Raw genomic sequence first — 26798 nt, 5'->3', positions numbered from 1 at the left:
TAATTGGCTTTTGGGCTTAAAAGGAAAACGCGCCGGTAAAACATACGGTTGTAATCAGATCGATTGCAGCCGCAGCAGCAGAAAGAATCAGGAAAGAGCCAAACTGAACCGCATATTCCTTTAAAGAAAGCGTTTTGCTTTGCTCTCGTCTTAACGCTTCTAACAGGGCCTCTTTCGAAAACAGCATGCCTTCCTTCGCCGCAAGAAGAATGGCGATCATCGATAAAAAGGCGCCTGGCAAAACCACCACCGCATTGAATAAAACTCCCTGAAACCCATATGCCGAATACAGGTAACCGGAGGCCAGACCAAAGCCGAATCCTCGAAATAATGGAACGAGCGGGAGAACGAACGCCCCCCACAAAGACATTCCCAATAAAAAACAAACCGCAACAAAGAAAAAAGAAGAACCGAGCGACGCAACAAACGCTGAGCCGGAGGATTGTACGGCCCGGGCCTTTACGTCACTGGCGAACAGCAGATCCAGCTTTTGCAAAATAGAGTCGTCGGCCCCCCTGGCAAACAGCGCGCCAAAGATGGTTCCCACCAAAAGCAGAAGCGCCAGTGCTGTCAGCAGGGGATTTTCCGTAACCACCTGAAACATGCTTTGCAGATCAAACAGACGAAACCGCGATTCATGGACAGGCCGCGATTTCTTTTGCGAACGATAGTACAGCGGTATGATTCTTGTCCCTTTCCTACTCATACAGATCCTCCTGAGGGCGGTTGCCTACTGAATTGTATGAGCCGAAACGGCGTAATATGAGTCTATGGGAAAAACTCTATTTTCATTATGGAGTAAAAAATATCGTTTTAATCAGCAGCCCTGGGAGCGCCTATTTCCCAAGCTCCTCCGCCCGGTGTGTGCAGGCCAGCATCGCTTCGTCGATGATTGCCTCAAAGCCTCTGCTGTAAAAAACATCCAGCGCTTTGAGGGTGGTGCCGCCCGGAGAGGATACCATTTTGATCAGCTCGTCGGGCGTATGGCCGGAATGCAGAAGCATTTCGGCGCTGCCGATCAGGGTCTGGCTGAACAGACGCAGAGCCGCGTCCGCGGGGATTCCCTGACGGTCTGCGCTTTCGGCTGCCGCTTTTGCGAACAGATACACATAAGCCGGGCCGCTGCCGTTGACGGAGGTCGCCACATTGATCTGATCCTCCTGCAGGATTTCTACCGTGCCGCAGGCTTCAAAAATGGAACGCACAAACGCAAAATCCTCATCCGACACCTTCTCAGAACGGCACAGCGCGGTAGCGCCCTTGCCCACGAGCAGAGGGGTGTTCGGCATTGCACGGATCACAGGGCAGTCACAGCCCAGCGTAGAGGTAATATAATGAATCGAAATTCCGGCCGCAATGGTGACAAAGCGAGTCTGCTCCGTTACCGTTTTTTTCGCTTCCTCCAGCACCTCCGCAAAATTCTGCGGTTTCACGGCAAGAAAAACAATGTCGGCATCCTTCACGACTTCAGAAACGGATGCGGCAGTCCGCAATCCCTTTTGCTGAAACACAGAACGCTTTTCTTCACTGATGTCAAATACGATCATGTCCTGCGCCGGATGAATCCCCGCGCGAAGGATTCCATTCATAATTGCACCGGCCATATTTCCGGCCCCGACAAATCCTACTACCATACCATTCTCATTCCTTTACACAGTAATATCAACATCAAAACCCACCATTTTTCTGCCAGATTGGGCCAGTTTTGGATTTTGACCCCCACTTTTACGATATGAAATATAATATACTATAATACTTTTCCATCCCCAAAGCAAGCAGAATCAGGAGGAAATGTAAAATTTATACAGTATGCAGAAAAACATGCGTCCGAATTATGTAACCCTCTAAAATATTATGTAAACTTGTACGAAAATATGCGGATGCATAATTATGCACACGCCTGAATGTTACCAGCAAGCGTGTGCATAATGGGCATTCCATATCACGTTTTTCGGGTGGGCTCACACAAAAGGTTACGATAGAAAAAGCCTTGGCTTACTCTGTATCTGCCAGAGCGGCCTTCATCATAATGGCGCATTCCAAACGCTTTTTCTCCAGCTCACAGGAAATCGTATGGGGTTTCAGAATGTCCCCCTCATACTGCCAGCTGTTGGCGTTGCATCCGCCGCTGCAGTAGAACTTAGCCCAACAGTTCCGGCAATCCTTTTTGCTGTAAATATTATATTGAGCAAATTTTTGTTTCATCGAACGATCGAAGATTCCCTGCATGATATTTCCCATCTTCCACTCATCATCCCCGACGAACTGATGACACGGGAAAATATCTCCCTCCGGAGTGACCGCGATGTATTCGTTGCCGCAGCCGCAGCCGCGCAGCCGCTTGATCGCACAGGGGCCCTGGTCAAGATCGAGCATAAAGTGGAAGAAATTAAAGCCTCTTCCCTCTTTCCTGCGCTGAATGAGGAGATTTGCCAGACGGTCGTATTCCTCAAACACACTTGGCAGGTCCTTTTCTTTCAGGGAGTAATCCAGCTTTTCGTCCGATACCACCGGCTCAATGGAGAGCTGATCAAACCCCAGCTCTGCCATATGCAGTACATCCTTAGAAAAGTCGAGGTTATGGGTGGTAAACGTACCGCGCACATAGTAGTCCTTATCGCCGCGGGTAGAAACCAGCTTCTGATAATTCGGAACGATCCGGTCGTAGCTGCCGCGTCCGTCCGTACGGACACGGAGCAGATCGTTGATCTCCTTGCGGCCGTCCAGGGAGAGAACCACATTGGACATCTCGCGGTTGATATATTCGATCTTGTCGTCTGTCAGCAGCAGGCCGTTCGTTGTGATCGTAAAGCGGAAGTTCTTGTTGTGCTGCTTTTCGATGCTGCGGGCGTAATCCACAACCTTCTTCACGACCTCAAAATTCATCAGCGGCTCGCCGCCGAAGAAATCAACCTCCAGATTGTGGCGACCCACGGACTGCTCGATCAGAAAATCGATCGCGCGCTTGCCGACCTCAAAGGGCATCAGCATCCGACCGCGGCCGAAGTCGCCCTTGGCCGCAAAGCAGTATTCGCAGCGCAGGTTACAGTCGTGCGCTACGTTCAGGCACATCGATTTGACCGGAGCATCCCGCAGCATATCGCAGAACTGCTCGTACTCATCCTTGGAGTACAGCAGGCCGGAACGGTATAGCTCGAGCAGCTCCTCATAGGCCTCGTCAATTTCGGATTCCGAGAACCGCCCGAGAAGATTTCGTTTGATCTCCTCCGGCTGCTCTTCCGGCACACTGTCCGTAAAAGAATCCAGCATCAGGTAGGGCAGCTCGTCAAACACGTGAACTGCTCCGCTGTTGGTATCGAGGACAATGTAATATCCGTTCAGGTAATATTTGTGTATCATATATCTTTCTCCATCCGCACAAAATGGAAGGGACAGAATTCTGTCCCTTCCATCATTTGATCTTATCCGGCCGCAGTCTCAATCAGAAATTACGCTCTCTGCGCATTCTCACACTTCTGGTTCGCTACGGTGCAGGAGGTTTTGCAGGCAGACTGGCAGGACGCCTGGCACTCGCCGCAGCCGCCCTTGACAGCGCTCTCTTTCAGGTTGGCTTTATTCAAAGTTTTGATCTGTTTCATTTCAAAATCCCCATTTCACAAATTTTAATGCCAATATTATAGCACAAGAATGGAAACTTGAAAAGCCTATTTTCGCCTGGATTTTTTGTTTACCGACAAAATACCGGCGATGGCTCCTGTCAAAACCATGATCAGGCCCTTTGTGAGCATGAAGGCCGAAACGCTTTCTCCCGAAACGGTGAGCCCAGCCAAAAACAGTAGCCCAAACAGCAAAAGGGCTGAGCCTGCGCCGTACAGCATTCCGCGTTCACCAGACATACGCGCGGCTGTATACCCGGCAAAAAACGCACCCAGAGCGGCGATCAGCACAGTAATCGGCTGAAGCAGGCTTTGGGGTAATTGCTTTGCGGCGACCAGAATCAGAGAAAGCACCAGCAGCAGAACGGTGCATATTACCGCCCCGGCCAAAGTGCCGAACACAATTGGACGAAGTATTTTCCAAACTGGATTTTGGGAACGCTCTCTATTGGATTTCACTCTTTTTGGTCTTTTCATATAAAATACCCCTCCTGCATGTTCTCTACGCTTCATAGATATTCGCAGGAGAGGTAAAATATACTAGTTTTTCTTCAGCCGATGGAGGATTGTTTATTTGTCATCCTCATGAACGGTGTTGATCTTGCCCAGCGCCCAGCGCTTCACAATGATCTTGGTGCGGTCGATTCCGGTTTCCAGCACAAAGCTTTCGCTCTCTTCCTTGATGGCCACAATGCGGCCGACAATACCGCCAATTGTCGTAATTTCGTCGCCGACCTGAACGTTCTTGCGCAGAGCTTCCTCCGCCTTTTTCTTCTTCTGCTGCGGGCGGATCATAAAGAAATACAACGCACCGAACAACAGTGCGTAAATAACGATAATGCTCCAAATGGAATTCCCGGAAGACGCAGCCGCAGTTGCCGCCAAAGGTAATAAATGATTCATAAGAAAAAAGCACCTCCATATTAGTAATTTTGATTATATCAATAAATGGGAAATCATGCAAGCGAAATTAGATTCTTTGTCCAAGTTTTTCAACGTTTTCAAGATAAAATGTGTCAAAGCTTCCCTGCTCCAAAGAGTAGCGAATTTTCTCCATCAGCGTATTGTAAAAATAGATGTTGTGCATGACCGCCAGACGCATCGCCAGCATCTCGCCGGCCTTGAACAGATGGTGCAAATAAGCGCGGCTGAAGCTGCGGCACACCGGGCAGTCGCACTCGGAATCCAGCGGGGTATCGTCCAGCGCATACTTGGCGTTGAGCAGATTTCTTCTTCCCTGCCAGGTGAACAGGTGGGCATGGCGCGCATTCCGGGTGGGCATGACGCAGTCGAAGAAATCGACGCCGCGGCGAACGGATTCCAGAATGTTGTCGGGGGTGCCGACTCCCATCAGGTAGCGGGGCTTATCCGCAGGCATTTCCGGTTCAACGGCTTCAATGATCCGGTACATCTCCTGTGCGCTTTCCCCTACCGCCAGGCCGCCGATGGCATAGCCCGGCAGATCCAGCTCGCGGATCTGCTTCATGTGCTCGATGCGCAGATCCTCATACGTGCTGCCCTGATTGATTCCCCACAGCATCTGATGCGGGTTGATGGTACCCGGCAGGGTGTTCAGGCGATCCATCTCAGCCTTACAGCGGTGCAGCCAACGCGTGGTACGCGCGCAGGACTGCTTGGCATAAGCGTATTCGGCGGGATTTTCCACGCATTCGTCAAACGCCATCGCGATGGTCGAAGCCAGGTGAGACTGAATCTGCATGCTTTCCTCCGGCCCCATAAAGATTTTGTGCCCATCGATGTGAGAGGAGAACGTCACGCCTTCTTCCCGGATGTTGCGCAGCTTCGCGAGGGAAAACACCTGAAAGCCGCCGCTGTCTGTCAAAATGGGGCCGTCCCACCGGGTAAAGCGATGCAGACCGCCCAGCTGATAAACGCTTTCGTCCCCCGGACGCAAATGCAGGTGATAGGTGTTGCAAAGCTGTACCTGGCATTTCAACTCCTTTAAATCCAGAGCGGAAACGGCGCCCTTGATTGCTCCGGCGGTCGCGACATTCATAAAGGCCGGGGTCTGAACCGCACCGTGTATGGTTTCAAACGAACCGCGTCGGGCTCGTCCCTGAGTGGTTTGTACTTTCAGCATATTTCGTAATTCCTTTTCTTTCTTCATTTTGCGGCTTTCACCGAATCGGTATGGCATCATCCACGTAAACGGGAGACAGAATATCGCAATCCTTTTGTTGAAATTGCATTTCGCTAATCCCGCTCAAGGTTTACTCCGTCCTGCTTCCGATGAACATCGCGTCGCCAAAGCTGAAAAATCGGTATTTTTCCTGCACGGCGATCCGGTAAGCGTTCAGAATGTGCTCCCGGCCGGCCAAGGCGGATACCAGCATGATCAGGGTGCTTTCGGGCAAGTGGAAGTTCGTAATCAGGCCGTCCAGTACCTTGAACTGGAACCCGGGGTAGATGAAAATATCCGTAAAGCCGTCGCTTTCTTTGATGCAGCCCTCTTTTTTTGCAACGGATTCGATCGTGCGGCAGCTGGTGGTGCCGACGGAAATGACTCTGCCGCCGTTCTTCTTCGTCTCGTTGATTAAATCGGCGGTTTCCTGCGGCAGCCAGTAATGCTCCGAGTGCATCTTGTGATCCGTGATCTTGTCCACGCTGACGGGACGGAAGGTACCAAGCCCGACGTGAAGCGTCACATACCCGATCTTGATCCCTTTCTCCCGGATTTTTCCCAGAAGCTCTTTGGTAAAATGCAGCCCGGCGGTGGGGGCGGCGGCGGAGCCGACCTCGCGGGAATAAACCGTCTGGTAGCGTTCCTTATCCTCGAGCTTCTTCTTAATATAAGGCGGCAGCGGCATCTGGCCGATCTGGTCAAGAACAGCGTAGAAATTCCCCTGATAAGAGAATTTGACCAGACGGTTTCCATCCTCTATGATTTCCAGTACTTCGGCAGTCATGAGTCCGCCGCCAAAGGAAAAGTGATTTCCGGGCTTGGCACGTTTGCCGGGGCCGGCCAGTACCTCCCAAACGTCGTCCCCTTTCGCGGCCAAAAGCAAAAACTCCACCCTTGCCCCCGTTCCCTCTTTGATGCCGTATATTCTGGCGGGAAGAACGCGGGAATCGTTCAGGATCAGACAGTCGTTTGGGTTCAGATAATCGATGATGTCATAAAAATGCCGGTGCTGAATTTCACCGCTTATTTTGTCCAAAATCAAAAGCCGGGAAGCGTCGCGCGGCTCAATGGGAGTTTGCGCAATCAGCTCCTCGGGCAGGTCGAAATCAAAGTCTTTTGTGCTTAAAGTGCTTTCCATTCTTACTCTCCTAAATTGGGTTCAGATTATTTTCGAATTCTATTATAAATAAATTGACAACCGATAGCAACCCGTGCTATGATAAAGCAAGATAAAAATAAGAAGATAGAGGCGCGTCTTTCAAAAGTAGCGGGATGTAGGTTGCCAAAACCGACGAGAGCCTGTGAAAGGGAAAGTCGCCGAAGGGAATGCCCCGGCAGGCATTCGCCTGGTTATGTCTGCGAACAGCAGCATGACTGTCATCATGAGATTATGGTGGAGAGCTATCACAGAGTATCAGCAGGAATACTGCATCTGGAATGCTTTTTATTATATTTGATTGATGACCGGTTTTCAACCGGTTTTTTTATTTCTTATTCCATTTTCTTACATTAGGAGGAACATCCCATGAAACAGTATAAGGTTGGCATTATTGGAGCAACAGGTATGGTGGGACAGCGTTTTGCCACATTATTGGAAAACCACCCGTGGTTCCAGGTGACCGCGTTGGCCGCGAGTGCCCGTTCCGCCGGGAAAACATATCGCGAGGCCGTAGGCAAACGCTGGCTGATGTCTTCTCCCATTCCTGAGAAGATGGCCGATATGATTGTGTTAAATGCTGATACGGATGTAGAGAAAATCGCTTCTATGGTCGATTTCGTATTCTGCGCGGTCGATATGAAGAAAGAAGAAATCAAAGCGCTGGAAGAAGCCTATGCCAAGGCGGAATGCCCGGTTGTTTCAAACAACAGCGCGCATCGCGGTACCCCCGATGTTCCCATGGTGGTTCCGGAGCTCAACCCCGAGCATACTGAAATCATCGCGGCGCAGAGAAAGCGTCTTGGAACAAAGCGCGGCTTTATCGCGGTAAAATCCAACTGCTCTCTGCAAAGCTACGTTCCGGCTCTGCATCCTTTGATGGACTTCGGCGTTACAAAGGTTCTGGCCTGCACCTATCAGGCAATTTCCGGAGCGGGTAAGAATTTTGAATCCTGGCCCGAAATGATCGACAACGTGATCCCCTATATCGGCGGCGAGGAAGAGAAATCCGAGCAGGAGCCCATGAAGATCTGGGGCCACATTGAGGGCGACAAGATTGTCAATGCCACTTCCCCGTCGATCACCTCTCAGTGCATTCGTGTACCGGTAACCGACGGCCACATTGCGGCGGTGTTTGCTTCCTTTGAAAAGAAACCCGAAATCGAAGAGATTTTGAACCGCTGGAAGAACTTTGCCGGTGTACCTCAGCAGCTCGGGCTGCCCAGCGCCCCGAAGCAGTTTATCCACTACTTTGAAGAAAACGACCGTCCGCAGACAAAGCTGGACAGAAATCTGGAGGGCGGCATGGCGGTATCCGTTGGCCGTCTGCGTCCCGATACCCAGTACGACATCAAATTTGTCTGCCTGTCCCACAACACTCTGCGCGGAGCCGCCGGCGGCGCCGTTCTGCTGGGTGAGCTGCTCTGTGCTCAGGGATATATGGACTAAGCATTTTTCATCCGATTTCAGATTACTATTTATTATATTATTATTTGTATAACAGGAGGTTGCTACTATGAAAAAGGCACCTTTTCTCGGCTCCGGTGTTGCCATTGTAACTCCTATGAATCAAGATGGCTCCGTCAACTATGAGATGCTGGGCCGCCTGATCGATTTCCAGATTGAAAACGGGACCGACGCGATTATCGCCTGCGGGACCACGGGCGAATCCGCCACATTGTCACATGAAGAGCACTGCGGTGTTTTGGAATACTCGATCAAGAAGGTCAATCACCGTGTTCCCGTGATTGCCGGTACCGGCAGCAACGACACGGCTTACGCAATTGAGCTGGCTGTTGAGGCAAAGCGCTACGGAGCGGATGCTCAGCTGAGCGTGACCCCTTATTACAACAAGACCTCTCAGGCGGGATTGGTTCAGCATTTTACTCATATTGCAGACGCGACCGATCTGCCGATCATTCTGTATAATGTTCCTTCCCGCACCGGCTGCGGCATTCAGCCCGCTACCTATCTGGAGCTTTCCAAGCACCCCAATATTGTGGCGACAAAAGAAGCGAACGGAGATATTTCCGCCATTGCGCAAACGGCTGCTCTGTGCGGAGATAACCTGCACATCTATTCCGGCAACGACGACCAGACTCTGCCGATCCTCTCTTTGGGCGGCAAGGGAATCATCTCGGTGATTGCGAACATCTGCCCCGCTTTGATGCACAATATCTGCCAGAGCTTCTTTGACGGTGATATTGCAAAGAGCCGCGCACTTTCTCTGGAATATCTCGATCTGATGAATGCCATGTTTATCGATGTGAACCCCATTCCGGTAAAGGAAGCTGTCAATCTGATCGGCTATGAAAGCGGCGAATGCCGTCTGCCCCTCGTAGCCATGAATGACGCAAACCGCGAAAAGATGGTTTCTGTGATGAAAAAGCATGGTCTGATCTGATTTCTGTAATTGGGCCAATCGTGATAATACTAAATTTCTAAGTAAAAAAGCAAAAAACGCTTTTTCCTGCCGCTATCAGCAGCTCGCAAAAACAAGATTTCGGTATTACACGGCTTTCACGGCAGATTATGCTGTCGTCTGCCGCCCTGCGGCAGGAATGAAATCGCGGATAAAATCCGCGGTTTCATTGGAAATAGTATTAATTTAAGAATGGAATGATAAAATGACTAGATTTATCATAAGCGGGTGCAACGGAAAAATGGGCAATCAGATTGCCGCGGGGCTGAAAACCCGCCCCAACTGCATCACAGTTGCGGGAATCGATGCTTTTACCGGCGTGGAAAAGGAATTTCCCGTGTTCTCTACTCCGGCCGATATCAGCTGCGAAGCGGATGTTCTGATTGATTTTTCCAACCCCTCTCTTCTCTCTTCCCTGCTGGAGCTGGGGCTTTCCCGTAAAATGCCCATGGTTATCTGCACCACGGGCTATTCGAAGGATCAGGTGGCTCAAATCAAAAGAGCTGCCCAAAGCGTCCCGATCTTTTACTCCGGCAATATGTCCCTTGGGGTGAATCTGCTGATCGAGCTTGCGAAAAAGGCTGCTTCTGTACTGTGGGGCCAGTTCGATGTAGAGATCATCGAAAAGCACCATAATCAGAAGGTCGACGCTCCCAGCGGTACCGCACTGATGATTGCAGACGCAATCTCTTCTGTAGTGGAAGAAGAACCCCATTACGAATATGATCGGCATTCTCAGCGCAAGAAGAGAAGCAAAACGGAAATCGGTCTGCATTCTGTTCGCGGCGGCACCATTGTTGGGGAACACGAGGTTCTGTTTGCCGGCCCCGACGAGATTTTGAGCATCACTCATTCGGCTCAATCCAAAGAGATTTTCGCAACAGGCTCTATCAATGCCGCTCTGTTCCTAATCGGTAAACCTGCGGGTTTATACAACATGAGCGACCTGCTGGCCGATCATAAGGAGGAATCATGATGCCAGGAGCGACCATTGCTTCGTCCAGTGAAATTACCCTGATCACTTTGCAGAACTGCTCGGCGAATATTTCCTTTTTATCGGAGATATTCGAAAAGATCGCAGCGCTGGAAGTGAATGTCGATATGATTTCCCTGTCCCCCACACAAGGGGCCTTTACCTCCCTTTCGTTTACGATTGCAGATGAAGATTTGGGAAGAATGCTGCAATTCACCTCTGAGCTGCAGGCAAGACATGAAATCAAAATGATCGTCAGCAGCGGCAACAGTAAAATTACCGTGAGCGATCAGCGTATGAAACATACCCCCGGTATTGCGGCCGCAGTATTTGCAGCAGCAGCCCGTGTTTCGACCGATGTACGGATTATCACCACGTCGGAAGATGAAGTGTCTTTACTGGTTACCTTTGCGGATTATCCGGAAACCCTGACCGCCATTGAGCAGGCGATGAGAGAACCACAGGACTAAATTGATTTGGGAGAAATCCTGATTTAAAAAAAGCACCTGAAGCTTCTTTGAAGAAGCTTCAGGTGCTTTTTGCGTGGTTCCATTTCAACTAAAAAATGACACATGACTGTTTTGATTCAAAACGATGTGCAGCACAGAATCCTTATTGCTATAGTATCCGCTGTTTTGGGAAAACTGAGTGCAGAGGAGGCGTTTACAGTGAATATGGGTTTTGATGCGGTTTATTACGAACCGGCTGCACTTCATTATGAATTGGGAAAAATGCTCCGGGCCAAATATGAAAGCTTGCCTTGGATCGAAATTGAGAGCCATAACCGGATACCGGAATTGACGGCTTCGGAAAATCGGGACTTTCCAAAGCTGAAACAGCATCTGATCATCGGCCTGAGAAAAACACATAAATATGTGCCGAATTATAAAGTTTCCGACTGGCTGGTACCGTATACCTCTTCGGGGTGCAGAGCCATGTGCCTGTATTGCTATCTGGTATGCAATTATAACAAATGTGCCTATCTGCGCCTGTTCGTAAACCGTGAGCAAATGCTGGACAGAATTTTGAAAAAGGATGCCGAAGCTCCTGCGCCGCAGACCTTTGAAATCGGCAGCAACAGCGATTTGGTGCTGGAAAACACCATTACGGATAATCTGATTTACACCATCGAGCGTTTTGCGCGTGAGGGCCGCGGACACCTTACCTTCCCCACCAAATTTGATATGGTAAAACCCTTGCTGAGCCTTGACCACGGAGGAAAGACCATATTTCGCATGAGCATCAATCCGGAGGAGCTCATCCGCCGCATAGAGCTGGGGACATCGCCGCTGCATGCACGCATTGGGGCACTGAATGATATGGCGGAAGCAGGGTATCCGGTGGGGATGTTACTTGCGCCAATCATCCTGGTGCCGGACTGGAAGCGCCTGTATGGGGAACTGATCGAGCAGCTGGCGGAAGAACTGAGCCCAAAGGTGACGCAAAACGGTTTTATAGAAATTATCTTGATGACCTACAGCTTTGTTCAAAACGCCATTAATACGGATGCATTTCCCAATGGTGTGGAACTGTTTAACCGGGAGACGATGACCGGGCGTGGGCGCGGCAAATACTGTTACCGAAACGATATACGCGCAGAAGCCGAGTCTTTTTTACGGGAAAAGCTGTCCAAAGAGCTGCCGAATATGCCGATTTTATATATATCATAGACTGTCTGTGGTAGATTTTAATTATAACTTCACTTGATTTTATGATAGCTGACCGTTAGAATTTGTGATCGATCAGGTGTATAAAAAGGGCCACGCGTTTTCGCGTGGCCCTTTTTGCAAATTCCATTATCAATTGCTTTTATCATTGCAAAAGTAAAGCTGAAGAAAAGTCCCTCTTCCCTGCTACCCGAATGCGTAAATAATAAGCGGGAACACATAAACCCCGGCCAGAACAGCGCAGAATAAAATCCGGTAGGCCCACAAAGCCAGCGGTTCCAGCGGCCTCAGGTAACGGTAACCACCCTTTCTTAAAAACAGCCAGAATCCCAGGAGTGCGAAAATACCCAAGACGGAAAGAAGAATACCGGGCTTCAGGCCCTGCGGCACAAACGTGATCGTTACCCTGTTTTCTCCCTGTTCCAAAGGAATGGCGATCATATCGCCGAACACCTGAGATGCTTCGGCTGATTTTTCTTCATTTACCTGAAAAGAATATCCCTTCTGGTACGAAAGAGGCAGCAGCAAATAGGGATTATTGCCTGAGGCCTGCACAGTTCCGGAAATGCTGTTCCCGTTTTGCGTCAGCTGTACCTTAGGCGCGGAAGCCTCGGCGGCGTCAAGTGTTTCCAAATTCATACCGAACACGCCGAACGATTTCGCATGGAAATCACGAAGAACCGAAACGCGGATGTCTACGGTTTCATCGGTAAAGGTACCGAGATTGAGAAGTCCGTTTTCCTGCTGGGTCGGATACTGATATGCCACCGTTTCGTCATTGACAGAAACACGCAGGCTTTTATAGGCCGGTTCCGTCAGATGATTGGTGACCTGATCGAAGCAGTCCAGATACAAGGTCTGCGTTCCCTCCACCAGGATGTGGTATTCCAGATCGCCGTCCTTTTCGGAATTTTCCCGTACCAGCTCCATCTGGGAGCCGGTGTCGTACACAAACAGATTTGTTGTAGAGGACGGTTCATATTCCTCCGTCAGCTGTTCCTCCGAACCAAATACCTTTGTAAAAAGATACTGCTGAATTTCGCGGCGGGTCATGCTGGGCAGATCCTGCAGCCCACTGATGTCGTCGGACTGAATGACGGTCCCAAAGGACATCAGTTCCTGGTTCTTGACAAGAGCGTAGCGGTCATTTTGATAAAGGATATGATCGCGGTCGGTCGTTTCGTACTCCCGCTTGATGGTATAGCGGTTTCCCCACAGGGCGTCCGTCAGCTCGGTACCGCCGTGGGAGCTGACCTCCATCCAGTAGGAGGAATACCCCATCCGCTTCATCGCGAACATAAAATCCTCGTCTGTCAGCGAGGTATAGTGATTGAGCGTTGGGTAATTGATCCCACCCAAAAGGTTGACGTCAAAATACTTGTGTCCGTTTTTCACCCGGTACAAATCGGTGTCGTCTATTTTATCTTTCAGATCGAACACGGAGCTGTAAAAAGACACCGGATTTGCCGCCGAGCCGATAAACACACTGCCGGAAAATACGGATTCACAGCAAGCCAGCAGTAATAGAAACAACGAGAAATATTTTTTAGTCAGATATTGATGCTGGTACAAATACAGAATCAAATAGTAGCACAGGATGGCCAGCACCGTAAACAGCAGAAAATAGAGCACGGCGTTTTCATCCAGCCAAAGAGTTCTGGTGTAGACGCTCAAATCGCGGTAGCGGTAATACAGAAGTAGATATGCCACCAGAGACATGCAGGCAAAAAGGAAAATGCCAATGCCGATTCCCGGCCAATCCTGATGCAGGAAGCGCCCTTCCTCCCGATTTAGGTCGGAGATCGCCTTGGCCAAAAACAGAAGGCCGAGAAGAGCCGTCATATATCCGTACCGTGCCGGGAAAGCCTGATAGCTGCCGGTGTGCCACATTTTATTGATCGGCTCGATAAACAAAGGCACAACAAGGAGTACCCACAGAATCAGCAGACTGCGCATGTGGGAATCCTGCCAGCATTTGCGCGGGTTCAAGCACGCCAGTGCGGCAAACACGCCCGCACTGCAAAGCAGAATGGGCAGCGTGGTATAAAAGCTGGTCAATAGTGTGCCGGAGGAAATGCTCTCGATCAAACCGACGGTGCGGGCCGACGACAGATATTGAAACAGAGACGGCAGCCAGACCACACCGGTGGCCAGCAATGCGCAAATTGTGGAAATCCCCAGCAGAAGAACCGATTGTCTTCTCTCCTCCACTTTCTCCTGTGTCAGGCGCAGATAAATTCCGAACGCCAGAACTACAAAGAGAACGACCATATAGGTCAGGTAAAAATTCAGAACCATGATCGCCGCCAGACTCAGCGCATAGCAAAGCGGTTTGCGCTGCCGGATCAGCCGGTCCAGCCCGATCATCAGGATGGGAAACATCGCCATGACGTCGAGCCATACCATGTTCTGAAAATACAGCATGGTGTACCCGCCAAAGGCATACATGATCGACAGTGCCAGAATCTGCACGGTGTTGAGATTGGAAAACCGATGCCGGAAAAAGAGCGCTGCGGTAAACGAGCATAACGCCATTTTCAGCAGAACGAGGATGTTCGCAAACAGATACATCTGCTCTGACGGAACAAACAGTACCAAAAAGGTAAACGGGCTCGATACAAAAAAGAAGAAAACGCCCAAAAAGCTCATTCCGCCCGCATTCTGCGTGTTTAAGAGGAAATCGGCGTTTCCCTTTAATATGTTTTGGAAATCGAGCAAAAAGGGAATGACCTGCTGCTTCATGTCGCACCAGGCCAGGGTCTGATTTTCGAAAGGATACAGGTCAAAGAGGAAGAACAGAAGCAATGTCAGTGCGGCGGTTGCAATCGGAGCGGGCCAGCAGCGACGTTTCATGGTTCCTCCCCCTCTCAGTTCTGAAAAATATCTCATTCAATACACCTTGTTTCTTCCCCCGCCAAAGACAGGGGAAGAAACAGCAAAATAAAATCAATCCAATCTGAAAAGCGGTATGCCTTTATTTTTGGAGGATCACCTTGTGGAATACCTTTTTGCCCTTTTTAATGATGACAAAGCCCTTTTCAAAATCAGCCGCTGTCAGCACATGCTCAACTGCGGTGATCTTCTGGTCATCCACCGAAACGCCGCCCTGCTGAATCAGTCTGCGGCCCTCGCCCTTGGACGGAATCAAACCTGCTTTGATCATTACTTCCAGAATGCCCATCGAACCGTCCGCTAAATCAGAAGCGGAAAGCTCCGTGCTGGGCATGTTATCGGAATTTCTGCCGCCGCCGAACAGGGCCCGCGCGGCTTCCTGCGCTTTTGCGGCTTCCTCTTCCCCATGGATCAGCTTTGTCACCTCAAAGGCCAGAACCTCTTTTGCCTGATTCAGCTCGCTGCCGGTCATCGCCTCGTACTCTGCGATTTTAGAGAGCGGCAGGAAGGTCAGCAACTTCATGCAGCGAACCACGTCCGCGTCATCCACATTGCGCCAGTACTGGTAGAAATCGAACGGAGAGGTTTTTTCGGGATCGAGCCATACGGCGCCTTTTTCCGTTTTGCCCATCTTCTTGCCCTCGCTGGTGGTGAGCAGCGTAAAGGTCATGCCGTAGGCTTCTTTGCTCTTCATGCGGCGGATCAGCTCGACCCCGCCGATGATATTGCTCCACTGGTCGTCTCCGCCCATTTGCAGAATGCAGTTGTAGCGCTCGTTGAGCTCGAAAAAGTCGTAGCTCTGCATGATCATGTAGTTCAGCTCGAAGAAGGAAAGCCCGCGCTCCAGGCGCTGCTTATAGCATTCCGCCGCCAGCATGCGGTTCACGGAAAAATGCACGCCGACCTTGCGCATAAATTCAATATAGTTCAGGTTCAGCAGCCAGTCGCCGTTGTTTGCCATAATCGCCTTTCCCTCAGAAAAATCGATCAGGCGGGACATCTGCTTTTGAAAGCATGCGATATTGTGGTCAATATCCTCTTTCGTCAGCATTCTGCGCATGTCGCTCTTCCCGGAGGGGTCGCCGATCATGCCGGTGCCGCCGCCGAACAGCGCGATCGGTGTGTGGCCTGCTCTCTGCATATGCGCCATGACCATGATCTGAACGAAATGCCCTACGTGCAGGCTGTCCGCTGTCGGGTCAAAGCCAATGTAAAAAGCGATCTTGTCCTCATTCAGCAGCTGTCTTACCTTTTCTTCATTTGTGATCTGGGCGATCATGCCCCTTGCTTCCAGTTCGTCAAATACTCCCATTTTCCATTTCCTCCAATTCAGTCTGCAAGGGGAAAATAAAAAGCCCCCTGCGTTTTTCTCCTGCAGAGGGCGGAAATTCCGCGGTACCACCTCAGTTTACCGCAGCCTCACGGCGGCGGCCTCACGGGTAAAAAATTACCCAAACGCGCTAACGGGCGTACCCCGGACGAGCCTAAATCCGGCAATCTGCCGCTTTCTCAGCCCGACGGCTCAGGAATGTATTTCCGGGAAGCTTCCGCCCCTGCTTGCACCAACCGCAGGTTCTCTGTACCGGCCGCTTTCCTGTACTTTTTTCCATCTTCGCCATTGATTTGCATTATAACGAATGTTTTTTGCCTTGTCAAGCCCCGGCCTTTCCCGGCGCCTGCTCCGCGAGCCGAAGCATTTCGCGGGCGTTTTCCAGCATCAGCTCCGTAACGGGGAATCCGCCCATAATGCGCGCCAGCTCGTTGGCGCGGCCCTCAGCATCGAGCGGGGTGATCTCTGTGAAGGTGCGGTCCTGCTGCTGTTTCTTCTGAATCAGCAGATGGTTCTGGGCCAGGGCGGCGATCTGCGCCAGGTGAGTCACACAAATCACCTGATGTCCCTCGGCGGCCTGACGCAGCTTGAGGCCCACCTTTTGCGCGGCGCTGCCGCTGATGCCGGTGTCCACCTCATCAAAAATCAGGGTGTCCACTTCATCTTTCCCCGCAAGCACCGATTTAATCGCCAGCATAATGCGAGAAAGCTCACCGCCGGACGCGATTTTTGCCACCGGCTTCGGCGGTTCCCCCGGATTGGTGGAAAGCAGAAACTGAATCTTGTCGCAGCCGGTCGCGTTGAGCGGGCAGCGCTCCTGCTCCACCTCAAACGAAACTCCCGGCATATTCAAAAACTGCAGTTCCTTTTTTACGCTCTCGATAAATCTGGACGATGCCTTTTTACGCTGTGCGGAAAGAAGCTTCGCAAGGCGGATCGCTTCTTCCTTGGCGCTTTCGTACTGCTCGTTCAGCTTGGCCAGACGTTCATCGGAAAGCTCAATGTTCTGCAGCTCGGCGCGGCAGTTTTCAAGATAGCCCAGCATGTCCTCTTCTGTCTCGCCGTATTTCAGGCTGAGCCGGTACAGAAAATCGAGCCGGTCTTCAATCTGTTCCAGCTCCGCGGGATCATAGTCCAAAAGCTCCGCGGTGCGGCTTAGTTCCGCGCTGCAGTCCTGCAACTCGTATTCCAGATTTTGAAAACGGTCGGACAATGACTCGGCCGACGGAAGATAGCGCTTTGCATCGAGCAAAGCGGAGCTGATCTGCGCCATGGCGGACAGAACGCCGCCCTCTTCTTCTCCATCGAGCAAAGTCCGTGCCAACTGGAACTGCTGTGCCAAACGTTCGCTGTTGCGGTACAGTGTGCGTTTTTCCGTCAGCTGCTCCTGCTCGCCGGGGCGCAGCGCGGCTTCTTCCAGCTCCTGAATCTGGTATTTGAGCAGATCCATCCGGCGCTCCTTCTGCGATTCGTCCAGATCGAACGCCTGCAGCTCGTCGCGGATCCGGCACATATTCCGGTAAGCGTGTTGGTATTCGCCAAGCAAAGGCAGAAGCTCGCCCACACGGTCTATGTACCGAATATGCAGATCCGGTGAAAGCAGCTGGTAGCTCTCATGCTGCCCATGGGTATTGACAAGGAACGGGGCGATCTCTTTTAATACGGATACCGTGGCCGGCCGGCTGTTGATGCGGCAGGTGTTTTTTCCCGTCTGGCTGATTTCCCTTTGAATCAGGACATTGCCTTCCTCATCGGCGGAATAGCCGAGCTCTGTGAGCTTTTGCAGGACATGGCCGTTCGGCGAGGAAAATACAGCGCTGACAAAAGCGGAGGAAGCCCCGGTGCGGATCAGCTCACGTGAGGTTCTCTCGCCCAGAATCGCGCCGATCGAGTCGATCAGGATGGATTTACCGGCGCCGGTTTCTCCGGTCAGCACATTAAAGCCGGCGTCAAAGTCCAGCCCGCATTTTTCAATAACAGCCACATTTTCGATATACAGCTGCGAGAGCATCTGCTATCACCTGCCAACAATCAGTTTTTTAAGGTCCTCTGTCAGCTCGAGCGCTGTCTCCGGCGTTTTGCACACGATGAGCACGGTGTCGTCGCCGGCCACGGTGCCCACCACCTTTTCCCAGCGAAGGCTGTCCATTGCGGCGCAGACGGCGTTGGCCATTCCCGTCAGACACTTGATGACCACAAGGTTCATGGCGTTGTCCACATCCACGGCGGAATCCTCAAACAGCGAATAGAATTTTCCGGAAATATCCCTGGACGGCTCCTGACTGTTTGCATAACGGTACTTTCCGTCTGCAGACAGAATCTTAACAAGGCGAAGCTCTTTGATATCTCTGGATACCGTGGCCTGCGTTACATCGAAGCCAGCCTCTTTCAGCCGGCGCAGGAGTTCCTCCTGCGTATCGATTTGATATTCGCTGATCAGTTCCAGAATTTTCGTATGACGTCTTGTTTTCATGTCACGCTCTCCGTTCTGAAAGTTTTTCATTCACTACTTCGTAAAAGGTTTGATATTTCAGGTCGATCAGGCTGACCGACCGGGCAGACTTTTGAAAGCGTACGCATTCGTCCCCTGTTACGGGAATCGTCGTTTCTCCGTCGAGAGTCAGAAAGATTTCACTTTGCCCATTCGGCACCGCGTTGATGTGCAAAGTGGTGTCCTCACCGAACACGACCGAGCGTGTCATCAGAGAATGCGGGCAAATCGGGGTCAGCAGCAGGCAGCGCATCGCCGGTTCGATCACCGGGCCGCCTGCGGAAAGAGAATACGCCGTAGAGCCGGTCGGCGTTGCAACGATCAGGCCGTCCGCACGGTAGTGACAAAGATTGTTATCGTTATAAGAAACCTGAAAATCGAGAATCCTGCTTTGGGAACCGCGGGATATCACCCCTTCGTTCAGCGCGTAATACACATTTTGATACTGCTCGCTTTTTAAAGAAGCCTCGAGCATCAGGCGGCGCTCGACCTTATAGGTGCCGTCCAACAGCTGATGCAGACGATGCAGCTGGTTCGGCTCCAGACCGGCGACAAACCCGATTCTGCCGGCATTGACACCCAGAATCGGCTTGTCGGCCAGAGCGGCGTGCTTGGCCGCGTGAATGATCGTACCATCGCCGCCTACGGCAATGACGATATCGCATGCAGCTATCATGCCAAGAAAATCCTCAAAAAATTCAATATCGCGGTACGGAAAGCTGCTGTACAGAGCTGCGTCCATGCAGACATGGATTCCCAGACGGCGCAGCTCTTTGACAAGCTCCTGCGTCACCTGTTCCGCATTTGTTTTTGTCAGATTAGGAATGACTGCTGCAATCAATGTGTATCACCACCGTTTAGCTCGATGTGGGATTGCTCCACCAAATCCGGCACGGATTGTCCGCTGGCATCCTCCGGATGTTCCGATTTCTGCAAATAGATCAAATACTCAATATTTCCCTCCGGCCCCTTGACCGGCGAGAAGGTAAGTCCCAGTACGGAAAATCCATGCGCAAGGACGAAATCTCGAATTTTGACAATCACCTGCTCGTGGACTGCCTGATCGCGAACCACACCCTTTTTTCCGACATTTTCGCGCCCGGCTTCAAACTGTGGCTTAATCAGGCAAAGCGCCCTCGCGTTGTCGGAAAGAAAGGTTCTTGCTACCGGCAGCACCAGAGTCAGAGAAATAAAGGACACGTCCACACTGAAAAAATCGATGGGATCCGGCACCTGCTCCGGGGTTAAGTAACGCACGTTCGTTCGCTCCAGGTTCACCACCCGGGCGTCCGTGCGCAGCTTCCACGCGAGCTGACCGTAGCCGACATCTACCGAATACACCTTTTCGGCGCCGTTCTGCAACATGCAGTCGGTAAAGCCGCCGGTAGAAGCGCCAATGTCCATACAGGTAAGGCCCGAAAGGTCAAGTGCGTACAGTTCGATCGCTTTCTCCAGCTTGAGACCGCCGCGGCTGACATACCGCAGCCCCTGCCCGCGCACCTCTATGGCCGCGTCGGCAGGGAGCATGGTTCCCGGTTTGTCTGATTTCTGGTTATCTACATAAACGTTCCCCAGCATGATCAGGGTTTTGGCCTTTTCACGGCTTTCTGCAAAACCTTTTTCAAACACAAGGGTGTCGAGTCTTTTTTTCTCCGTCACTTTAGATACTCCGTTTGAATCCTATTTTTCATGCCTTCGCTGTCCAGCCCCAGCTCAGCCAAAGACTGGCGCATGGTAGCATGCTTGACAAAGCGGTTTTCCACCGCCTGCAGGGTTGTTTTCCCCGCATAATTTTGCTGGTACATCAGGTACAGAAAATGCTCGCCTACCCCGCCCTGCCGGACGCCTTCCTCAAAAAAGAAGGTGTGACGGGCATTCATGCAGGCATTAATCGCCTGCGGGTCCACTGGGTGGATACGATTGAGCTTGATGATCCGAACCGAAATCCCTTCCTTCTGCAGCTTTTTTGCCGCAAGACAGGCCATAGAAAAGATTCTGCCGTAGGTGACCAGCACCACAGGCGCTTCGGTGTCACCGTATTCGTCGAAGGAGTTTCCCGTAATCGTGAAATCCTTCGGCTGATACAATTGGCCCCCGCGGGGATAGCGCACTGCTGTGACTCCGGGACACTCGTAAACTGCCTGATGGAGCAAAAGCTCCAGTTCCTCATGATAGGCCGGGGAAAAAATCGTCATGTTCGGGATGGCGCTGAGCAGGGAAACGTCGAACAGTCCCTGATGGGTTTCACCATCCTCACCCACGACCCCGGCGCGGTCGATCGCGAATGTCACTTTCAAATTCTGCAAAGCAGCGTCGTGAATCACCTGATCGATGCTGCGCTGCAAAAAGCTGGAGTACACGGCAAACACCGGCAGCATTCCGCCGGCCGCAAGCCCGCCGGCAAAGGTAACAGCGTGTTCCTCCGCGATCCCCACGTCAAAGAAACGATCGGGAAACGCTTTGTGGAAGCCGACAAGACCGGTTCCGCTCTCCATGGCGGCCGTAATCGCGCAGATGCGTTCATCCTTTTTGGCCATGGCGGAAAGACTTTTTCCGAATACCTTGGAAAAATTCTCGCCGGAAGCCTGCGATTCCCCCGTTTTGATGTCAAAGCAGGAGACCCCGTGAAACGCGTCCGGATTTTTCTCTGCAAAGGTGTAGCCCTTTCCCTTTGCGGTAATGACGTGCAGCAAAACGGGCCGGTTGATCTCTTTTGCGCTTTGCAGTACAGAAATCATCTGTTCCACGTCGTGGCCGTCATACGGGCCATAATAGGCAAAGCCCATATCCTCAAACAAGGTGCCCTTATAAAGCGCCTGCTTGAGCAGGGTTTTGGATTTTTGCAGAACATTGCTGATCGGGTCGCCGAGCACCGGCAGGTGATCGAGGATTTCCTCTACGGTTCCCTTTGCCTTCAGGTAGCCCGGCTGCGTACGGATGTGTGCCAGATACCGGGCAATGGAACCGACATTTTTTGAAATCGACATTTTGTTGTCGTTGAGAATGACGATAAAATTTTTCGGGAAACGCCCCGCGTTGTTCAGGCCCTCATAGGCCAGACCGCCGGTCAGGGCGCCGTCGCCAATCACTGCAACCACGTGGCCGGGGTCATTGTGAAGATTTTTTGCATTGGCCAGCCCCAGAGCAACTGAAATGGAGGTACTGCTGTGCCCCGAATGAAACGGGTCGCAGTCGCTTTCTTTGGGGTTTGGGTAGCCTGAAAGCCCGCCCTGGGTACGGATGGTACACAGCTGCTTTTTGCGCCCGGTCAGGATTTTGTGGGTGTAGGACTGATGCCCCACGTCCCACACGATATTGTCAAACGGAACATCAAAGACATAGTGCAGAGCAACGGTGAGCTCCACAACTCCCAGATTGGATGCCAGATGCCCGCCGTTCTTCGCCACAGTGCGGATAATCTCCTGTCGGATTTCTCTGCACAGTACGTTCAGTTCATCCATTGTCAAGGATCGCAGATCCCTTGGGGATTCTATGCAATCTAATATTTTTCCCATCCAAGAAACCTCTGTTCATTGTAATGAAGGCGTCATCCGGTAATTCCGCTGTGCCGTTTGGCTGCCTCCAGTGTATTTTGCAGCAGCATGGCAACCGTCATCGGGCCGACGCCGCCGGGTACTGGCGTGATGTAAGACGCAACCGGCTCCACCGAAGCGAAGTCCACGTCACCGCACAGTTTGCCCTCTTCGTTGCGGTTCATCCCAACATCGATGACGACAGCACCGGGGCGAACCATATCGCCGGTAATCAGACCGGCCTGCCCTACGGCACTTACCAGAATGTCCGCCTCGCGGCAGACCTCCGCCAGATTTTGTGTTTTGCTGTGGCAAATGGTAACGGTGGCGTCCGCGTGCAGCATCTGCATTGCCGTCGGCTTGCCGACGATATCGCTGCGGCCTATTACGACACAACGCTGCCCCGCCGGATCGATTCCGGATGCACGCAGCAGCTCCATAATCCCCGCAGGAGTGCAGGGCAGAAAAACGAAATCTCCGCGCATGATATGTCCAATGTTTTCCGGGTGGAACGCGTCAACATCTTTATCCGGCCGAATCAGGCCGACAAACTGGTTTGCATCCAGATGGCTTGGCAGCGGAAGCTGCAGCAGGATGCCGTCGATGTCCTCCCGGTCGTTCAGAGAACGAATTGTTTCTTCCAGCTCCTGCTGTGTGGCAGAGGCCGAAAGCCGATATAATTCAAAGTCAATGCCGACCTCTTCGCAGGCCTTGCCTTTGTTTTTTACATACACTTCAGACGCGGAATCCTCCCCTACCAAAATAACGGCCAAGCCGGGGGTGATTCCCTGTTCTTCCTGCAGTGACTGGATTTCTTCCGCGATGCGTTTGCGTACTGCGGCAGAAATCGCCTTTCCATCAATCAATTGAGCCATAGGTTGCCTCCCGTATTTTCCCCTTATTTCCGCTTCCCCACAAATTTGAGGCTCGGTTTATTCTTCGTGTGTATCGGCGGACTCCTGTGCGGGAGCCTCTTCCGTTATGATCTCTGTTGCTTCACCGGCTTCTTGCAGTGTGGTTTCGTTTGAACCGGTCTCTTCTGCCGAATCCGCTTCTTCCGGAGCCGCTGCATCCTCTGCGGATGCCTGCGATTGGATATCTTCAGAAAGAACTTCTTCTGTTTTTTCTTCCTCCAGGGCTTCCTCGGTTTCCTCTGATCCCTCTAATTCGGGCTTGGGAGTAATATCGCCGAAGATAGTGCTTTTCCCATCATCAGCTGCACCTTCCACCGCAGCAAGGGTAATTCCATTGAGAGCCATTACCTTGGGCGATCCGATGCCGGTCAGGCTGGTTTTGTTGCGGAAGATCGCCAGAAACGCCAGCGCAATCAGAACGGTGGCAGCAGCCAGAAGCTGAGAAACCCGCAGGTTCAGAACCGGAGCGATCAGGCTGTCGGTACGCAGCCCTTCAATCCAGAAACGGCCAAGACCGTACCACATCAGGTACAGCAGGAAAACCTGCCCGTCGTATCTGCGCAGCTTGGTCGCAAACAGGTGCAGAAGGCCAAAGCCCACGAGGCACCACAGAGATTCATACAGAAAGCAAGGGTGAACCGGGCCGTCGACGATCAGGCGCGTACGGTCGCTGATCATGCCCCAGGGCAGATCGGTCGCAGTGCCGAAAGCCTCCTGATTCACATAGTTGCCCCAACGGCCTACAGTTTGTCCAATCAAAAAGCCGAGGGCCGCCAGATCGAGAACAGCGGCGATTTTCAGGCCGCGCAGCTTTGCCATCAGCGCGCCGCAGAGCAGACCGCCGATGATCCCGCCGTAAATGGCAAGACCGCCGTTCCAAATATACAAAATGCTGAGAGGATCCTTCACGTATTGGTCGCCGGGATAAAAAATAACGTAGTACAGTCTTGCGCCGATGATTCCGCCGATCATGCCGACGATCACAGCGTCAATCAGCCTGTCCTGGTCAACGTTGAACTTTCTGCAGCTGAACATCAGATACAAAAAGGCCAGCAGAAATCCCATTGCAATAATGACGCCATACCACTGAATTGTAAATCCGCCGATCGAAAAGGCGGTTGGGTTTATGTTGAAGTCGAGCCCCATTTTTGGGAACTCGACGGTATGAACTTGGTACATGAAAGCTTGCCTCCAATTATTTGATAGGGAAAACCACTGACAGAGCAGAATTTTCCGTGAGGAGCTGTTCTTCCAATCGTTTCTGAACGTCCGGAAGCTGAACGGTAGCCAGCGCGTCGATATAAGAGAACAGCTCGCGCTCTGCAAACGTCAGAGAAATCATGGCGTTCGCAATGGCTTCGGCGCTGTTGAGCGCGGCCACATTGCGGCCGTACACGGCTTTTCTGGCCCTTTCAAAGGCCTCGGCCGGAATTCCTTCCTTGCGCAGGCGTTCGATTTCATCGCGGATTTCCTTTGCGACGGTATCCGGGTCTTTCGATTCCCCGGAGAAAATCACGGCGGCATAGCCTGGTCCCTCAAAGTATTCGCTGCCGAAGGAGGCGGTGTTGATCAGGTTCTGATCCAGCAGACGGCGGTACAGCGGAGATGCGTCGGAGGCCAGCAGCTCCAGCAGAACATCCGTCTGCGCCAGCTCCTGAACGTTACGGCGGCGGGCGGGCTCCTTAAAGCCAAGCTGGAACAGAGGAATCGTAACGGAAAGCTTCTGCTCCACACGATCCTGCACCACGCCGGCAGGCTCTTCCTCAAAAATGCGCTCTACCTGGGTCGGTTCGGAGGGCTTGAGCATTTTATCGCACAGCTCTAAAACGCGCTCGGGATCGATATTCCCTGCGACGCACAGAGCCATATTATTCAGATTATAAAAAGTGTGGTAGCAGCGGTACAAATACTCCGGCGTGATTTCTGCAATGCTCTCTACCGTACCGGCAATATCGATCTTCACCGGATGGTGGTGATACAGGGCTTTGAGCAGATTAAACATGACCCTCCACTGCGGGTCGTCGTCGTACATCCGGATTTCCTGGCCGATGATTCCCTGCTCCTTCTGCACGGTCTGCTCGGTAAAATACGGAGACTGAACAAAATCCAGCAGGATTTCGAGGGATTCATACACGTTCTCGGTGCAGGAAAATAAATAGCAGGTCATGTCGAACGAGGTGTACGCATTGGCGGAGGCTCCGGTTTTTGCATAACGCGCAAAAGCGTCTCCGTCTTCGCTCTCAAACAGCTTGTGCTCCAGAAAATGCGCAATGCCCTCCGGAACCGTGCTGACTTCCTGTTCATCGGAGCGCCGGAAGCTGGTATCCACCGAGCCGTAACGGGTGCCGAAAATGGCATAGGTTGAGTTGCTTCCCTCTTTCGGGTAAACGAAAATACGCAGGCCGCTGGGGTGTTTGACGCTGTAGTAGCTGTCCTGTACGCGTTCGTTCGTGATTTTTTCCATTCTCATTCCTCTGCCTCCTCCTTTCCGACCATGCGGTAGACCGTATCCAGAACGACGCGATTTGCGGCCTGAACCACCTGCTCCATGGTAACGGAGTTGATTTCTTCCGCCGCTTCTTCCGGCGACTGGATCTTTTCGCAGAATGCCTGGGAAACATACCAGTTTTCAAGGCCGCCCAGGTAATCCCCGACGGTGCGGTAGCTGTTGCCGACACTCAGCCTTGCTGCGAGAAGCTCTTCTTCCGTCACCTTCCCGGCACGGATTTCATCCAGCTGACCGAGAATTTCTGTCTGGGCACGATCGATATTTTCTGTTTCCACGCCGCTTTCAATCAGGATAATACCCTTATTCCAGTCATAGCGGGAGGCACAGTAGTAGCAAAGGCTCAGCTTTTCGCGAACATTCAAAAACAGCTTGGAGCTGGGTGTACCGCCGAGTACTGCGGACATCAGCTTTGTGGACGCCACCGCGTCCTGCGGAACGGCAGCTCCGGCGCGGAGCCCCAGAACCAGCTTGGACTGGGCAACCTCCATCGTGTCGGAAAATTCACGCGGCTTTGTCACTTCCTTGATGATTTCCGTGTGCAGTTCCGGCACCGGGTCGCGGTCGAGCTTTTTGAACGCGTTCAAAAAGCTGTCGTAAATCGGCACTGGGTCGCAGTCGCCGAGCGCCATGATCTCAATGCGGGCAGTGCGCAGCACGCGTTCCCATACCTTGGTCATCTCTTCTCTCCGCAGCGCCGTCACATCCTCACGGCTGCCATAGCGATTGATTCCAAAGGCCTCGCGGTCACACATCAGCTGTTCGCAGCGCAGACGCGCGAAAGTGCGTTTATCGTTGAAATCAGAATCGATCATTTCGATCGTCTGTCTTTTTTCCTGTTCAAAGCCGTCCTCCGGGAACAGCCCGTCCACAAGCGGCGGATCAAATAAAATACTGCACAGCAGATGCGAAAGCTCTGCTGAAATGCTTTCTCCCTCGAGCGCGTAGCGGTCTGCAAGACCGGCCGCCGCGATGGAAAGCACCTGAGCTTCCCCCAGCTTTCGCACATCGGCGTGAATCGCCGCGCCATACAGCTCTGAGAGGCGCTCATTCAAGCGTGTAAAATCGGGGTATTCCCGGCTTGCACGACTCAATAAAAAAGGAAGCAGCGCATTTGCTGCCGCCGTTTCTTTCTCCAAAGGCAACATGAAATT

The 26798-nt window shown here is 52.0% G+C and carries 24 protein-coding genes, 1 riboswitch and 1 other annotated feature; of the genes, 5 read left to right on the top strand and 19 right to left on the bottom strand.

Annotated elements, in window-relative coordinates; genetic code table 11:
* Positions 1-16: 16 nt before the first annotated feature.
* The 8 genes from HMPREF1141_RS10795 to queA all read right to left on the bottom strand — a co-directional run bounded on the left by HMPREF1141_RS10795 (position 17) and on the right by queA (position 6898).
* Positions 17-706: a stage II sporulation protein M gene (locus tag HMPREF1141_RS10795; RefSeq protein ID WP_009064284.1), complete on the bottom strand. Its 690-nt coding sequence runs from the start codon at positions 704-706 to the stop codon at positions 17-19.
* Positions 707-836: 130 nt separating this feature from the next.
* The gene (gene proC / locus HMPREF1141_RS10790) at positions 837-1634 is read right to left on the bottom strand and encodes a pyrroline-5-carboxylate reductase (protein WP_009063577.1); all 798 of its coding nucleotides are present in this window, start codon (positions 1632-1634) and stop codon (positions 837-839) included.
* Positions 1635-1995: 361 nt separating this feature from the next.
* Positions 1996-3360: a thioether cross-link-forming SCIFF peptide maturase gene (gene scfB / locus HMPREF1141_RS10785; RefSeq protein WP_009064172.1), complete on the bottom strand. Its 1365-nt coding sequence runs from the start codon at positions 3358-3360 to the stop codon at positions 1996-1998.
* An 89-nt stretch (positions 3361-3449) separates the two neighbouring features.
* Positions 3450-3599, bottom strand: coding sequence for a six-cysteine ranthipeptide SCIFF (gene scfA, locus HMPREF1141_RS17140; RefSeq protein WP_009063491.1), 150 nt, complete (start codon positions 3597-3599; stop codon positions 3450-3452).
* A 66-nt stretch (positions 3600-3665) separates the two neighbouring features.
* A complete protein-coding gene (locus tag HMPREF1141_RS10780) occupies positions 3666-4094 on the bottom strand; it encodes a TIGR04086 family membrane protein (protein ID WP_009063747.1) in 429 nt (142 codons plus the stop codon).
* A gap of 93 nt (positions 4095-4187) precedes the next feature.
* Entirely contained in the window at positions 4188-4520 is a 333-nt protein-coding gene (gene yajC, locus HMPREF1141_RS10775; RefSeq protein ID WP_009064050.1) for a preprotein translocase subunit YajC, read from the bottom strand.
* 67 nt (positions 4521-4587) lie between these two features.
* Entirely contained in the window at positions 4588-5718 is a 1131-nt protein-coding gene (gene tgt / locus HMPREF1141_RS10770; RefSeq protein WP_035316982.1) for a tRNA guanosine(34) transglycosylase Tgt, read from the bottom strand.
* Between the two features lie 130 nt (positions 5719-5848).
* Entirely contained in the window at positions 5849-6898 is a 1050-nt protein-coding gene (gene queA, locus HMPREF1141_RS10765; protein ID WP_009063517.1) for a tRNA preQ1(34) S-adenosylmethionine ribosyltransferase-isomerase QueA, read from the bottom strand.
* Between the two features lie 98 nt (positions 6899-6996).
* A riboswitch (Lysine riboswitch) is annotated at positions 6997-7172 on the top strand.
* A 113-nt stretch (positions 7173-7285) separates the two neighbouring features.
* Between queA and asd the strand changes: the two genes are divergently transcribed.
* The 5 genes from asd (at position 7286) to HMPREF1141_RS10740 (ending at position 11981) form a co-directional block, all read left to right on the top strand.
* Positions 7286-8365, top strand: a complete 1080-nt coding sequence (asd, locus tag HMPREF1141_RS10760; RefSeq protein WP_009064104.1) for an aspartate-semialdehyde dehydrogenase — start codon at positions 7286-7288, stop codon at positions 8363-8365.
* A 67-nt stretch (positions 8366-8432) separates the two neighbouring features.
* A complete protein-coding gene (dapA, locus tag HMPREF1141_RS10755; RefSeq protein WP_009063781.1) occupies positions 8433-9320 on the top strand; it encodes a 4-hydroxy-tetrahydrodipicolinate synthase in 888 nt (295 codons plus the stop codon).
* 223 nt (positions 9321-9543) lie between these two features.
* Positions 9544-10314 carry a 4-hydroxy-tetrahydrodipicolinate reductase gene (gene dapB / locus HMPREF1141_RS10750; RefSeq protein ID WP_081488007.1) on the top strand — a complete coding sequence of 257 codons (771 nt, stop codon included), beginning with the start codon at positions 9544-9546 and terminating at the stop codon, positions 10312-10314.
* Entirely contained in the window at positions 10311-10781 is a 471-nt protein-coding gene (locus HMPREF1141_RS10745) for a hypothetical protein (RefSeq protein ID WP_009064317.1), read from the top strand. The genes dapB and HMPREF1141_RS10745 overlap by 4 nt, the downstream gene beginning before the upstream one ends.
* A 204-nt stretch (positions 10782-10985) precedes the next feature.
* Positions 10986-11981, top strand: a complete 996-nt coding sequence (locus HMPREF1141_RS10740) for a spore photoproduct lyase family protein (RefSeq protein WP_187119571.1) — start codon at positions 10986-10988, stop codon at positions 11979-11981.
* Between the two features lie 183 nt (positions 11982-12164).
* Here the strand turns inward: HMPREF1141_RS10740 and HMPREF1141_RS10735 are convergent, their stop codons facing one another.
* From HMPREF1141_RS10735 to HMPREF1141_RS10685, 11 genes are all read right to left on the bottom strand, one after another.
* Entirely contained in the window at positions 12165-14831 is a 2667-nt protein-coding gene (locus tag HMPREF1141_RS10735; protein ID WP_009064191.1) for a YfhO family protein, read from the bottom strand.
* A 121-nt stretch (positions 14832-14952) separates the two neighbouring features.
* On the bottom strand, positions 14953-16182 hold the full coding sequence (tyrS, locus tag HMPREF1141_RS10730; RefSeq protein ID WP_009063873.1) for a tyrosine--tRNA ligase: 1230 nt from the start codon (positions 16180-16182) through the stop codon (positions 14953-14955).
* Between the two features lie 62 nt (positions 16183-16244).
* Positions 16245-16492 (bottom strand) — a binding site (T-box leader).
* A gap of 30 nt (positions 16493-16522) precedes the next feature.
* Positions 16523-18211, bottom strand: a complete 1689-nt coding sequence (recN, locus tag HMPREF1141_RS10725) for a DNA repair protein RecN (protein ID WP_009063750.1) — start codon at positions 18209-18211, stop codon at positions 16523-16525.
* Between the two features lie 6 nt (positions 18212-18217).
* The gene (locus HMPREF1141_RS10720; RefSeq protein ID WP_009063564.1) at positions 18218-18673 is read right to left on the bottom strand and encodes an arginine repressor; all 456 of its coding nucleotides are present in this window, start codon (positions 18671-18673) and stop codon (positions 18218-18220) included.
* 1 nt (position 18674) lies between these two features.
* Positions 18675-19532, bottom strand: coding sequence for an NAD(+)/NADH kinase (locus HMPREF1141_RS10715; RefSeq protein ID WP_009064143.1), 858 nt, complete (start codon positions 19530-19532; stop codon positions 18675-18677).
* Positions 19529-20350, bottom strand: a complete 822-nt coding sequence (locus tag HMPREF1141_RS10710) for a TlyA family RNA methyltransferase (RefSeq protein WP_009063906.1) — start codon at positions 20348-20350, stop codon at positions 19529-19531. The genes HMPREF1141_RS10715 and HMPREF1141_RS10710 overlap by 4 nt, the downstream gene beginning before the upstream one ends.
* On the bottom strand, positions 20347-22206 hold the full coding sequence (gene dxs, locus HMPREF1141_RS10705; protein ID WP_035316913.1) for a 1-deoxy-D-xylulose-5-phosphate synthase: 1860 nt from the start codon (positions 22204-22206) through the stop codon (positions 20347-20349). The genes HMPREF1141_RS10710 and dxs overlap by 4 nt, the downstream gene beginning before the upstream one ends.
* Positions 22207-22238: 32 nt before the next feature.
* Positions 22239-23099 (bottom strand): bifunctional methylenetetrahydrofolate dehydrogenase/methenyltetrahydrofolate cyclohydrolase FolD, encoded by an 861-nt coding sequence (gene folD, locus HMPREF1141_RS10700; RefSeq protein ID WP_009063827.1) that lies wholly within the window; start codon positions 23097-23099, stop codon positions 22239-22241.
* Between the two features lie 57 nt (positions 23100-23156).
* Positions 23157-24317, bottom strand: a complete 1161-nt coding sequence (lgt, locus tag HMPREF1141_RS10695) for a prolipoprotein diacylglyceryl transferase (protein ID WP_009063932.1) — start codon at positions 24315-24317, stop codon at positions 23157-23159.
* 16 nt (positions 24318-24333) lie between these two features.
* Entirely contained in the window at positions 24334-25608 is a 1275-nt protein-coding gene (locus tag HMPREF1141_RS10690; protein ID WP_009064115.1) for a pitrilysin family protein, read from the bottom strand.
* The gene (locus HMPREF1141_RS10685) at positions 25605-26792 is read right to left on the bottom strand and encodes an insulinase family protein (protein ID WP_009063514.1); all 1188 of its coding nucleotides are present in this window, start codon (positions 26790-26792) and stop codon (positions 25605-25607) included. Before HMPREF1141_RS10685 ends, HMPREF1141_RS10690 begins: the two co-directional genes overlap by 4 nt.
* Between the last annotated feature and the right edge of the window lie 6 nt (positions 26793-26798).

The sequence above is a fragment of the Clostridium sp. MSTE9 genome (assembly GCF_000277625.1).
Classification (GTDB): domain Bacteria; phylum Bacillota; class Clostridia; order Oscillospirales; family Acutalibacteraceae; genus Faecalispora; species Faecalispora jeddahensis.
The sequence above is the reverse complement of the archived record's forward strand: the minus strand, read 5'-3'. Positions and strand labels throughout refer to the sequence as shown.